Annotated in this window: 8 protein-coding genes; 1 reads left to right on the forward strand and 7 read right to left on the reverse strand. The window is 76.0% G+C overall.

Annotated elements, in window-relative coordinates:
• Positions 1-16 precede the first annotated feature (16 nt).
• The 4 genes from ACF059_RS10290 to ACF059_RS10305 all read right to left on the reverse strand — a co-directional run bounded on the left by ACF059_RS10290 (position 17) and on the right by ACF059_RS10305 (position 8,204).
• On the reverse strand, positions 17-832 hold the full coding sequence (locus tag ACF059_RS10290) for a VOC family protein (RefSeq protein WP_392054155.1): 816 nt from the start codon (positions 830-832) through the stop codon (positions 17-19).
• A gap of 147 nt (positions 833-979) precedes the next feature.
• Positions 980-1,936 carry an ABC transporter ATP-binding protein gene (locus ACF059_RS10295; RefSeq protein ID WP_392054158.1) on the reverse strand — a complete coding sequence of 319 codons (957 nt, stop codon included), beginning with the start codon at positions 1,934-1,936 and terminating at the stop codon, positions 980-982.
• Complete coding sequence (locus ACF059_RS10300) at positions 1,933-4,878, reverse strand: hypothetical protein (RefSeq protein WP_392054161.1); 2,946 nt, start codon at positions 4,876-4,878, stop codon at positions 1,933-1,935. The genes ACF059_RS10295 and ACF059_RS10300 overlap by 4 nt, the downstream gene beginning before the upstream one ends.
• Entirely contained in the window at positions 4,875-8,204 is a 3,330-nt protein-coding gene (locus ACF059_RS10305) for an FtsX-like permease family protein (protein ID WP_392054163.1), read from the reverse strand. Before ACF059_RS10305 ends, ACF059_RS10300 begins: the two co-directional genes overlap by 4 nt.
• A gap of 197 nt (positions 8,205-8,401) precedes the next feature.
• Between ACF059_RS10305 and ACF059_RS10310 the strand changes: the two genes are divergently transcribed.
• The gene (locus tag ACF059_RS10310) at positions 8,402-9,178 is read left to right on the forward strand and encodes an ABC transporter ATP-binding protein (protein WP_392054165.1); all 777 of its coding nucleotides are present in this window, start codon (positions 8,402-8,404) and stop codon (positions 9,176-9,178) included.
• Between the two features lie 90 nt (positions 9,179-9,268).
• On the opposite strand, the gene ACF059_RS10315 is transcribed toward ACF059_RS10310, so the two are convergent.
• From ACF059_RS10315 to ACF059_RS10325, 3 genes are all read right to left on the reverse strand, one after another.
• The gene (locus ACF059_RS10315; protein WP_392054168.1) at positions 9,269-10,546 is read right to left on the reverse strand and encodes an NAD(P)/FAD-dependent oxidoreductase; all 1,278 of its coding nucleotides are present in this window, start codon (positions 10,544-10,546) and stop codon (positions 9,269-9,271) included.
• Positions 10,547-10,670: 124 nt separating this feature from the next.
• Complete coding sequence (locus ACF059_RS10320) at positions 10,671-11,378, reverse strand: response regulator (RefSeq protein WP_392054171.1); 708 nt, start codon at positions 11,376-11,378, stop codon at positions 10,671-10,673.
• Positions 11,375-12,634 carry a sensor histidine kinase gene (locus tag ACF059_RS10325; RefSeq protein ID WP_392054174.1) on the reverse strand — a complete coding sequence of 420 codons (1,260 nt, stop codon included), beginning with the start codon at positions 12,632-12,634 and terminating at the stop codon, positions 11,375-11,377. Before ACF059_RS10325 ends, ACF059_RS10320 begins: the two co-directional genes overlap by 4 nt.
• Between the last annotated feature and the right edge of the window lie 56 nt (positions 12,635-12,690).

The raw sequence follows: 12,690 nt of genomic DNA on the forward strand, positions 1-12,690 counted from the left end.
CCGGGTGGGGGCGGGGTCATGCCGAGGGGGAGTGGTCCAGGGTGAAGAGGCCGCCGTCCGGGTCGCACACCGTCACGCGCTGCCCCTCGGCCGCGCCGGTGGCGTGCGGGGCGTCCGGGACGATGCTGCCGCCGTGCTCCAGGACGGCCGCCTTGGCCCGCTCCAGGTCCGGGACCTTGAAGTGGACCAGCCAGTGGGGGCGCAGCTGCGGCCTTTCGGCCGCCGCCTCCAGCGGGCCGCTGTTCAAACGGGCCACGGCCTGGCCGTCGCCGCGCCGCAGGACGACCTGGTCCTCCTCGTAGGAGACCTCGCAGCCCGCCGCGTCCCCGGCGCCGGAGGTGTCCGCGCCCCACTCCAGGACCTCCCCGTAGAAGACGGCCGCGTCGAAGGCGTCGCGGGTGTGCAGCTCCACCCAGGCGGGGGCCCGGCGCTCACCGACGCGCCACTCGGAGAGGACCTCTCCCTCCCACAGGCCGAAGGCCGCGCTCTCGGGGTCGGTGGCGAGGGCCGCCCGGCCGCGCGGCGGGTAGGACACCGGGCCCACTCCGACCGTGCCGCCGCGCTCGCGGACCCTGGCCACGGCCGCGTCGGCGTCGTGGACCGCGAAGTACACCGTCCACGCCACGGGTGCGAAGGGTCCGCCGCTCGTCGCCCCGATGCCCGCCACCGCCACGCCGTCCAGCTCGGCCACCGAGGACGCCCGCCCGAACACGCCGCGCCGGAAGCTCCAGCCCAGCACCGCCCCGTAGAAGCGCTCCGCCGCCTGAAGATCGCGTGCCAGCAGGCTCAGCCAGCACGGCGCACCCAGCACGTCCGCTGCCACGAGCACCATGGCGGCCTCCTTTCGCCACCGCGTTGCGCGATGCGACACCCACGAGCACTACCCCGTACCTACCGGCGTCTTCCCGCCGGGTGACGGGCCCATGCACACAGTCCGCAAGGCCCTCCGGACGGCCCTCAGGTCCCCTCCGGACGGCCCTCAGCTGCGGTCGGGGCGCAGCTCGATGTGGTCCGGGGCCAGGTCGACCGCCACACGGTGCTCCATGCCCAGGGCCTCCAGGAACTTCGGGGGGAGCTGGACGCGCCCCGAGCGGTCCAGGACGACGTACTCGCGTTCGCTGATCGACTCCTCGCCGTGCTCGTCGGTCACCAGGCGGCGCAGGACCTCGCTGCTGGTGCGGCCGTCGCGGATCGCCACCGTGCGGCGGACCTCGCCCGCCACCATGGCGTCGTGCGTGACGATCACCACCGTCACGCCCAGCTCCTTGTTGACCGTACGGAAGGTCTCGAAGACCGCCGCGGCCGTCTCCGAGTCCAGTTCGCCGGTGGGTTCGTCGGCCAGCAGCACCCTGGGGTCGTTGGCCATCGCCACGGCGATCGCGACGCGCTGCTGCTGCCCGCCGGACAGTTCCGCCGGGCGCCGGTGCGCCAGGTCGCCGATCCCGAGGGCGTCCAGGATCTCCGCGACCCGGGCGGAGCGCCGTGCGCCCGCGCCGCGCCGCGGCCGGTCGCCCTTCAACTGCATCGGCAGGGCCACGTTCTGGGCGGCCGTCAGGAACGGCAGCAGGTTGCGGGCCGTCTGCTGGAAGACGAACCCGACCGCTTCGCGCCGGTAGCGCAGCCGGTCCCGCGCCGACAGTTCCAGCAGGTCGTAGCCGGCGACCGCCGCGCTGCCCGCCGTCGGGACGTCAAGGCCCGCCAGGATGTTCAGGAGGGTGGACTTGCCACTGCCCGACGCACCCACGAGGGCCACCAGGTCGCCCTGCGCGACCGTCAGCTCCAGCCCCTGGAGGGCCTGCACCTCGATGCCGTCCGTGCTGAAGATCCGCACCAGACGGTCGCAGGCGATCGCGGCGTCCACCGCCGTGCTGCGGGGCTCCGCGGCGGCGCTCGCCCGGCGGCGCAGCTCCTCGTACGTCGGCTGGTCGCTGTTCAACGCTGGTCTCCCGCTCTCAACTCGGTGGTGATCTGCCGCCGCCCGGAGGTCGCCGCCTCGACGAGTACGGCCGCGGCGACCAGGGCGGCCAGGCCCAGGGCCTGGGTCAGTACGGGCCACGCCGTGAGCCGTACGCCGGTCGGCACGCGCGTGCCCACCAGCGTGGACAGGTCCAGCGCCGGGCCCAGCAGCGCCACCGCGGCCGCCGCCACCCCGGCGCCGCCCAGCGCCGCGGCCACGGTCTGCGGCAGCGTCTCGGCCAGGATCAGCGCCACGCCTTGGCGACGGCGCAGGCCCATGGTGCGCAGCCGGGCCAGCAGCGCCGCCCGTTCGGGGACGGTCCGCATCAGCGTCAGCAGCACCGCCAGCAGCGCGAAGCCGGCCGCCGCGGCCACGGAGGCCCAGAAGAGACGCTGAGCCGAGCGCTGCAGCGGATCGGCGCCCAGCTCGGCGACGACGTCGGCGCTGGTGCGTACGGGATACACCTCGTCGGCGGGCTGCGCCCCGGAAGCCGGGGGCTGCCCCGCGGCGGCACCCTCCGTCGCGGCAGCCGGCGCCGCTGTGGCCGCCGGGGCCGGCCCGGTGGGCGCCGCCGGGAGCGCGGCGCGCACCAGGGCGCGCAGCCGCTCCCCGTCCGGCGAACCGAGGCCGAACCACCGGTTCGGGTGGTCGGCGCCGATGAGGGCCGTCGCCGGGCCCGACGGCAGGACGACGGTCGCGGCGTCCCGGGCCGGCCGGGCCGGCGTGCAGTCGATCACGCCGGCGACCCGGGCCCGCAGCTCGCGGCCGTCGCCGGGCCGCAGTACGTACGCGTCCTGCGCGCCGGCCCGCCCCGCCAGGCCGGAACTGACCAGCGCGGGCACCGGCGCGTCGGCCGGCTGCGCCGCGCCGCCGGACAGCAGACCGGGGTCGAAGGAGCCGCAGCCGAGGGCGCGCGACAGCTCCGCGTACGCGGCCGGCTCGGCGACGATCACGGTGACCTGGGTGGAGCCCTTGGGGCCGCCGAGGAGGGTGGAGTCGTGGTCGATCCACAGCGGTACGGACGTCCGTACGCCCGGCAGTTCGCCCGCGGCCTTCGCGAGGCCGTCGGGGAGCAGTGCCTTGCCGTACGCGGAGATCGCCGCGTCGCCCCCGACCGTCAGCCGGGCCACCCCGAGCCGGGAGGAGTCCACCGACTCCAGTACGGCCGCCCCGAAGCCACCCGTGGTGACGGCGAGCAGCAGCGCGACCGTGGAGAGGACGGACGGACCGCTCCGGCCGCCGTCGGCTCCGGTGCCCCGGCTGCCGGAGCCGCGGGCGGCCCGCGCCAGCCCGAGGAAGCCGACCAGCCCCGGGCGGCGCCCGGCCGCCCGAGCGAGCAGCCCGGTCACCAGCGGCAGCAGCCGGGCCAGCACCAGCCCCCCGCACAGGGCGAGCAGCAGGGGAGCCGCGACCAGCAGCGGGTCCGGGTCATCCCCGGCCGGAGCGACCCCGCGGCGGCGGACCTCCAGCACGGCGGCGGCGGTGGCGGTGAGCACGAGCAGCTCGGCCACGGGCCTGCGCCACCGCCCGGCCGGGCGCCGCGGGGACAGCATCACGGCCGCCCGCACCGGGAAGGCCAGCAGCGCGACCAGGGCGACGGCCGCGGCCGAGATCAGCGCGGGGGCGAGTCGGGGGGTCGGCAGCAGCAGCACGGCGAGCGCGGTGGCCGCCGCGGCCGCCGGGAGCACCGTGACGGCGCCCTCCCCGACGAGCCGGCCGACGATGCCCACGCGCGAGCCGCCCCGCGCCAGCAGCAGCCGCAGCTCGGCCTCGCGGCGGTCCCCGGCGAGCGCGCCGGCCAGGCACAGCACGACGAAGGCGACGCCCCCGACCCCGGCGGGCCCGATCGCCGCGAGTGGCGTCGCGGCCTGGGTGCGGGCGTGGGCCTGCTCCAGCAGCTCGGGCAGCCACGCGGTGGTCCTCAGCCGCTCGCGGCGGGTTTCGAAGGTGAGGGCGGCGGCCGTGGGACCGGCCACGTACGAGGCGATCTCCTCCTTCGTGGCGTCCAGCCGGTCGGCGCGCAGCGTGCCGACGTCCACCGGGAGGCGCCAGAAGTCCTCGGCGTCGTGAGCCCAGAGGTGCATTCGGCCGAGGTCGCCGGCGCCGATCAGGGCGTCGGCCTCCCACAGGTAGCTCTCCCCGAGGAACTTCTTACAGGCGCGCGGGACGCAGTCCGCGTTCACCCAGACGTCCGCGGTCTTGTCCGTGACCGCGTAGAGGCCCGTGACCTCCACGGACGCGGTGCCACCGGTCAGGGGTGCGCTCCTGAGGACGGACCCGACGCGGGCGCCGATGGTGTCGGCGGCCTCCTTGGACAGGGCGACCCGGAGCGGCGGCTCGTCCGCGCCGGTACCGGCGGGCCGGGGGTCGTCGCTCGGCCAGCGCCCCTCCACCAGCTTCACGTGGTCCCGCGCCTGCGCGATGTACAGCAGGGACATCTCGGGCGCGAGGCGGTGCGGGCGGGACAGTTCAGGATTCAGCAGCGGCTGGCGCTTGACGGTGCGCGTGCCGTGGACGACCGCGTCGGGGTCGACGCGGAAGGTGTTCCCGGTACGGGCGAGGAGGCTGGTCAGGGTCCGGTCCAGGGCCCCCGCGCTCTGCCCGGACGCCGGCGCCGGAGCGGTCACCTGAAGGCTCGTGCGGCCCGCTCCGGTGTGCTCCAGGAAGGACCGCAGGGCCTGGTCGGCGCCCCGGTCCTGGGCCCGCGGCAACGCGGCGGCGAGCAGGACCGCGACGAACGCCAGCGCGGCGGCGAGCAGGGCACCGAGCGGAGCCGCGCGCAGCCGGGTCCGGACCCACGGCGCGGGCCGCGGGCGGGGGCCCGGGCCGGACGGCGGGCTGGCGGACGGCGGGTCGGCCGACGGCGGGGTGGCGGACCGCGGGGTGGTCGACCGCGGGGTGGCGGGCGGCGGGGTGGTCACATCTCCTCCACGGGACGCAGCCGGCCGGCGATGTCGCGGCCCCGGGGGCCGCTGAGCGCGGCCGACAGCAGGGGAACCACGGCGATGGCGGCGGCCGTCAGCACGATCTGCGCGAGCGACATGTCCACCCGTACGGGCGGGAACGGCCGCCCGGCGGCGGGAGTCAGCACGATCAGGGGCGCCATCAGGTGCACGAGGGCGACACCCAGACCCGCCCCGACGGCGGTGCCGACGGCGATCAGCACCCCGCCCTCGGCGGCGGAGGCCGCGGCCAGCGACCGGCGCGGTGTGCCGAGCGCGAGCAGCACCGAGAACTCCCGGCCGCGCACGCGCCGTTCCGCGGCGGTGGAGGTCGCGAACCCGATGGCCGCCAGGACCGCGCTGGCGAGGGCGAGGGCGATCAGCGCGCTCTGCGAGCCGGCGCTCAACGGGTCGTCGAGCAGGCGCGCGGTGATCTCCTCGCGCAGTTGGACGCGTTCGGTCCTGCCCCCCGCGCGCAGCTCGGCCGCCGCGCGGGCCGGGGCCGGGTCGGCGGCCGAGGCGGCGGGCAGCCACCACTCGGTGGGCGCGACCGGCTGCTGACCGGAGGACTCCAGCAGGAACCGGCCGAGCGTGCGCAGGTCGACGGCGAGCGCCGTCCCTCCGGCCACGGGCAGGGAGTCGACGGCGGCGGTGATCCGCATCGGGACGGTCGCGCCGTCCAGGGTGACGGGGACCGTCGCGCCGACGGAGGCGCCGATGGACCGCAGGTAGCGGGTGGTCGCGACGGCCGGGACCGCGGCGGCGGGCGGCGCGGAGGGCGTCGGGAACAGGACGGCGGTGACACCCTTCTCGGTGCCCACCCCGCCCCGGAAGCGCAGCCGCAGCAGGTCCGTGGAACCGGCCGGGACGGGCGAGGGTACGGGGGCCCACTGGGAGCCGGGCCCCTGCGCGGGGGCCGCCTGCCAGCCGCCGGTGCCCGCGGGCGGGGACACGGCGACCGGTACGGGTGCCCCGTCCACGGCGTCGGAGACGGCGATCCGGCGCAGGGTCAGCTCGCTCCCGTCGCCCGGCGGTCCGCCGTCCCCGGCGTAGGACAGGCGCATCCCCGCGAGCGTCAGCGGGGTCGCGGCCGAGCCGACCGGGGCGCCGGTCAGGGCGTCCAGGAGGAAGGGGAGGGTGGCCTCGCCGCTGGTGGGCAGCGTGACCGCGGGCGTCCCGTAGGTCGCCCCGAACCGGTCGCGCAGCAGCAGGCTCACGGCCGCCCAGCTCGTCCCGGAGGACCGCAGCGTCACGTCGAGGTCGATCCGGCGGGGCGAGCCGGGCAGCGCGACACCGGGTCCCTGCGCGGAGGTGGTGGCGGCTCCGGCCGATCCGGAGCCGCCTGCCAAGCCGGCGGCCGCCGGGGCGTGCGGGTCGCCCCCGGCGAGCGGGGCGAACAGCTCCCGCATCTCCCGGCCGCCGCGCAGGTCCGCGCGCAGCGATACCTCTTCGGCCGCCTTGGCGGCGTCCAGCGCGACCAGGTCGGCGACGCCCCCGCCCGGCAGCTGCTGCTCCCGGCGGGCCACCGGAATGAGGCGCTCCGCGCCCGGCAGGGCCCCGTACCGTCCGCCCTGCCCCATCGGGGACATGCTGCTCCCGGAGATCCGCAGGCCGCCCGCGGTCGCGAAGTCGGCCTGGTCGCGCTGGGAGGCGGACCAGGCGGTGTGCTGACCGAGGGCCAGGATCCCGCTGGAGACGGCGAGTACGAGCAGCAGCACGGGCCCGGTGGCCCGGCCGGGCCGGCGCGCGAGCTGCCAGCCGAACAGGGCGGGGCCCAGGCTCCGGCCGCGCGCCGCCAGCCGTCCCCCGGCCCGCGCCGCGAACGGCAGCAGCCGCAGGACCAGCAGGGTGCCGCCGCACAGGGCCAGGGCGGGGGCGGCGACCAGGACCGGGTCGACGCCGAGCCCGCCGCCGGCCGGGGCGGTGTCCGTACCCCCGTACTGCGACAGCTGCTGGTAGCCGAGGACGGCGAGGACCACCACGGCGAGGTCCACTCCGGAGCGGGCGGCGCCCGTCACCAGGGCCTGCCGGCTGCCCACGCGGCGCAGGACGGCGGCCGAGGCGCCGCGCAGGACGGAGGGCAGGGTCGTCAGCAGGACGCAGGCCACCGCGCAGCCGGCCGCGACCGGCCACACCAGCCAGGTGTCCGGTATCTCCAGGTGGACCCGGCCGAGCGGCCCGATGCGGGCGAACAGGCGCAGCAGGGGCGGGGTGAGCAGCGGCGCCAGGACGGCCGCGGGCAGGGCGAGCAGCAGCGACTCCGCTGCGCTCAGCGCGCCGAGGCGCCGGCGGGAGGCGCCGCGCGCGGTGAGCAGGACGCGCTCGGGCTCCTGGCGGACGGTCAGGATGTGCGAGACGAGGAGCAGCGCGGCGCTCGACAGGACGGTGAGCTGGAGGGCGCCCATCATCAGGGTGGACCGGGCGACGCGCATGCCGGAGTCCAACTCGCCGAGCAGCTGAGGGAGTTCGGTGGCGACTCGCAGCGAGGTGGCGCGTTCGAGGGAGGCGGCCGCGGGGTTCGCCGCGGTCCGCACGGCCTCGGCCTCGGAGGCGCGGATCGTGCGCAGGTCCGGGGTCAGCAGGGTGAGCCGGTAGTCCTGGAGGAGGCCGCCCGTCGTGAAGGCGCTGTCGTCCACCAGGAGCGGGCCGTAGGTGGCGAAGGTGTTGCCCTGGATCTCCCGGCCGCCGAGCGGGTCGAGCCGCCAGTACCCGGCGTCCGGATCGGCGGCCCGGTACACGCCGGTGACCAGCACGGTCAGCGGGGGTCCGTCGAAGCGGTCGTCCAGCCGGAGCGGCGCGGGCAGGGCCGACTCGCTCAGGCCGAGGCGCGCCAGCGCGGCGCGCGGGACGGCCACCTGCGTCGGTGCCGCCGGGGCGCCTGCGCCGGCCGCGGGGGCCGGGGCGGGCCACTGGCCGGCGAGCAGGTGGACGCGGTCGCGGCTGAGCGCGGCGAGCAGGGTCAGGTCGGCGTCGCGGCCGGAGGCGGCCGTGCCGGGGAGCCCGTAGGAGCGGCTGCGGGCCACGCTCTCGGAGGCCACCGGCAGCCGCCCGAACACCTCGCCCGCGAAGGCGCGGACCGCCTCGTCGTCCTTGGCGCGGGAGGAGGCGGGATGGCCGCTGGTGACGACGACGGCCGTCCGCGGCTGTTCCGGCCCGGTCAGGGCCCGCCGCAGCCCTTCCTCCCCGACGCCGCGGGTGAAGGCCGTCAGCGCGGTGAGAGCGGTCGCGGTGATCAATACGGTGAGCAGTACGGCGACGGCGAGCGGCCATCGCCCGCGCAGTCGGCGCACGACGAAGCCGAGCACGTGTGGTGTTCCTCCCCCGTCCGGACCCTCGGTACCGGATAGCGGACGATGTTTTCAGATTTGATCGATAGAGGGAAGGGGCTTGCGTGAATGGTGCGACAGATGCGCAAATGCGATCAGAAACTTGCGGCGCGCGGAACACGCGGCACCCGGGCCCGGGGGCGCCCGGCGGACAACTCGACGGGGGAGCACGGATCATGAAGGCCCATCAAGAAGCCGCGTCAGGCGCATCGGCCACCTCGACGGCGCGCGGGGACGACGGTACGCCGATCGTGGTCGTCGACGACGTACACCACAGCTTCGGCAGCGGACCGCAGGCCGTCCACGCCCTGCGCGGCGTCTCCTTCGAGGTCCACCGCGGCGAACTCACCGCGCTCCGCGGCAGGTCGGGCTCCGGCAAGACCACCCTCCTGAACCTCGTCGGCGGGCTCGACACCCCGACCGGCGGCCGGATCACCCTCGACGGCACCGACCTGGCGGCCCTGGGCGAGCCGGACCTGCTGGCCCTGCGCCGCGACCGCATCGGCTTCGTCTTCCAGTCCTTCGGCCTGATCCCCGTCCTGACCGCCGCCGAGAACGTCGGCGTGCCCATGCGCCTGCGCCGCGTCCCCGCCCGGGAACGCGAGGAACGCGCCCGCACCCTCCTCGCCCTGGTCGGCCTCGCGGACCACGCCGAGCAGCGACCCGGCGAACTCTCCGGCGGCCAGCAGCAGCGCGTCGCGGTGGCCCGCGCCCTGGCCAACGACCCCGACCTGATCATCGCGGACGAACCCACGGGCCAGCTGGACTCGGAGACCGGCCGGTCGATCATGGAGCTGCTGCGCGCGGTGGTGCGCAGCCAGTCCGTCACCGTCCTCGTCGCCACCCACGACCCCCACCTGATCGAACTGGCCGACCGGGTCGTGGAACTGCGCGACGGCCGCATCCACACCCCGGCGGAACCCGGGGGGAGCACCGCGCCGCAGAACCCATGACACCACGTCAGGCCGGGTGAGCCGGCTGCCGCTGACCGGTTGTGCGTCCGCTTCGCCGGCGCATGCCGTGCGCCGGCGGTCCGGCGGAGCTCAGCGGCCGTCCGTGCCACCCGTCGGTGCAGGCGTCGCGCGGTGCCTGAGGTTGACGGCCGAAGCCCTGGCCAGGGCCACGGGGTTCAGGAAGCGGAGCGGACCGATCAGGCGGGATCCGAACCGGTGCATGTGGCGGGCCAGCGAGGCGTCGCGGGCCGCCGCCGAGAACATCAGCCGCTCCACGGGGTTGAACGGACGGGAGGTGGCGAAGTCGGCGGCCAGCTGCTGGTGACCGCGCAGCCGGCGCCGGTGCGTGCGTGCGTACACCGTGAGTGCCCCGTCGAGGTCGCCCCGGCCGGCCGCGGCCGGGGCGACCGCCTCGGCCAGCCACTGCGCGGACTCCAGGGCCCACCCGCATCCCACCCCCCACAGGGGGTCGCCGGTCAGGGCGGCGTCGCCGATGAGGGCGAGGCCCGGGGCGGTCGGCCGGCGGCTGTGGAGCGGGTAGTCGACCAAGCCGATGATCTTCGTGATGCGCTCGGCGGAGTCGATGGCCGGCGCCTCGGGCAGGGCGCGGACGAAGGCGAGGAAGCTGCCCTCCAGGTCCTCCCGGAAGGCCGGCAGCCGCTTCTTGTCCGGGAGCACGGCGACGACCGTCACGTCGTCGTCGTTGGGGAACGCGTAGGCCATGTCGGGTTCGAGGAACCAGGTGTGGGCGCTCTGGCCGGGCAGCGGAAGACCGCGGAAGTGCGCGAGGTAACCGAACCGCCCGTTCTCGTGCAGTTGGGCGGGTACCCCGGCCAACTTCGCCACGGCCGAGTCCTTGCCGTCGGCGCCGACCACCAGCCGGGCCCGGATCTCGACCTCGCCCTGGCGGGTCGAGGCGCGCACCCCCACGGTCCGCCCGGCCTCCCGGATCAGCCCGTTCACCTGGTGGCCGAGGAGCAGGTCGACGCCGGGGGTCCGGGCCGCATGGGACCGGATCAGCGGGTCGAGGGTGCTGCGCCGGACGTTGTACGCGTACGGGAGCTCGGGGCCCTGCGGCGCCGCCCTCGGCTCGATCCAGCCCCAACGGGTGTACCAGCGGGCCGTGTTGCGGACGGCTCCGGCCTTCTCCAGGGCGGGGACGAGGCCGAGCTCGTCGAGCACCGGGTAGGCGTTGGCCGTGAGGGAGTGGGTGCACAGCACCTTGTACGCCTCGGGGTCCGAGCGGCGTTCCAGCAGGGCGACGCGAACACCGCGTCGGGCGAGCAGGATGGCCGCGGCGCTGCCGGCGAGGCTGGCTCCGCTGATGACGACGTCGTAGTCGTGTCCCGCGCTCTCGGGGTGGGTCATGCGCTGATCGCTCCTTCGGGGTGGCGTGCCGTTCAGGGAAGGGGTGCAGAGCGGTGCAGAGCCACTGCTGTCAGGTGCATGACGCATTGTCAAGCGGGGTGACCGCCTGACGCGCGGAAGTCGGTCAGCCGGCGAAGCCCGGGACCACCAGGCCGGACTCGTACGCGATCACGACCGCGTGGGTCCGGTTCTGTGCGCCGAGCTTGGTCAGCACGCTTCCGACGTGGGTCTTGACGGTCTCCAGGCTCACCGTGAGGGACTGCGCGATCTCCGGATTGGACAGCCCCGTGGCCATCAGGCGCAGCACCTCCTCCTCCCGGCCGGTCAGGGCGGCCCGCGGCAGGGCCTCGGCGGAGCCCAGCGGGCGGGGGGTGACCATGCGGCCGAGCGCGGCCGGGAAGAGGACCGCCTCACCCGCCGCCACCACCCGGACCGCCTCGGCGATCCGGCGGACCGGGAGGCGCTTGAGGACGAAGCCGCTGGCGCCCGCGCTGAGGGCGGCGGTGACGTAGCCGTCGTTCTCGAAGGTGGTGATCACCACGACCTTCGGCGGGTCGGCCGCTTCGGACAGCAGCCGGCGGGTGGCGTCGATCCCGTTGAGGCGCGGCATCCGGACGTCCATCAGGACCACGTCCGGCCGCAGGCTGCCCGCCCGTTCGACCGCCTCGATGCCGTCGGCGGCCTCGCCGACCACCGTGATCCCCGGCTGTGCGGAGAGCAGCATGCTCAGGCCGCTGCGGGTCACCTCGTCGTCGTCCGCGATCAGCAGGGTGACGGCGGGGCTCGGGTTTACGGGGCGGTCCGTGCCGTCTCCCGGGTCGAATCCGCTCACGCGGCGCCCCGTACGGGCAGCTGGACGGCGAGGCGCCAGTGGTGCGGGCCGTCGGGGGCGGACTGGAACTGGCCGTGGAGGAGTCTGACGCGTTCGGTCAGTCCGGACAGGCCGTGGCCGGAGGTCGGGAAGGTGCGCGGGCTGGTGCCGGTGTCGCTACGGGTGCCCGTGGGTGCGCCGGTTCGGTTGATCACGGTGAGGTCCAGTCCGTCGGGGGTGGCGGTGACGTGGACCTGGATGGGGTCGCCGGTTCCGTGGCGCAGGGCGTTGGTGAGTGCTTCCTGGAGGATGCGGTAGGCGGCGCGGGAGAGGGTTCCCTGGACGTGGGTGAGGTCGCCGGACAGTTCGGGTTCGACGACGGCGCCCGCGTGGCGCAGGCGGTCGAGGAGTTCGGGGAGGTCGGCCAGGGTCCGGGTCGGCGCGGTGCCGGACTGTTCCTCGCGGAGCACTCCCAGGACGTAGTCCAGGTCCTCCAGTGCGGCGCGTGTGGATTCCTCGATGCTGCGCATGGCGGCTCGTGCGGCGGTGGGGTCGGCGGCGAGGACCTCGCCGGCCACGGCGGCCTGGATGGTGGCGGCGGTGAGGGTGTGGCCGATGGAGTCGTGCAGTTCGTGGGCGATGCGGTTGCGTTCGGCCAGGAGGCGTTCGCGTTCGGCGGCCAGGGCGAGCCGTTCGGCGGCCGAGGGTCCCAGCAGCCGGGGCGCCGACCACCGCAGGGTCTTGGTCACCAGTACGCACACCGCCGCCGCCAGCAGGAGACTCGTGGCAGCCACCACCCAGCTCCACCCGCCCGACACCCGGACCGACGTGCCCCACAGCGTCGCCCGCGCCTCGCCGCCCAGCCAGTTCCCCGGCAGCGAGACGCCCAGGATGAACAGCACCCCGCTCGCCAGCGCCCCCGTCCACCCGACGGCCACGTGCAGGACCATCCAGAGCGGGGTCCGCCAGCGCTCGGGGGCGAAGGAACCGGAAGCCCGGCGCCCGGCCACCGGATCCGGCAGCTGCACCCGCAGCAGCCGACGGGTGGAGACGACGAGCGCCCGCCGCACGGGACGCGCCAGCCCCACCAAGGCGACCAGTACCGCCCAGACCAGCAGGAGCAGGAGGATCTGCACGCTCTCGGGGGCGGAGGGCCACGACAGGGCCGGCACCAGGGCGAAAGGCAGAAGCGGAAGGCTTGCCAGCGCGCCGCCGAAGGCGAACAGCGCTCCCGCATAGGTGGAGCCGCGCAGTAGCGGCCGGAGTTTGCTGATCATGGTCGCCAGTATCGCGGCGCCGTTCACCGGCCGCCTCCCCCGATCGGGGGAGCGTC

Source organism: Streptomyces sp. NPDC016562 (assembly GCF_043076955.1).
Taxonomy (GTDB): Bacteria; Actinomycetota; Actinomycetes; order Streptomycetales; family Streptomycetaceae; genus Streptomyces.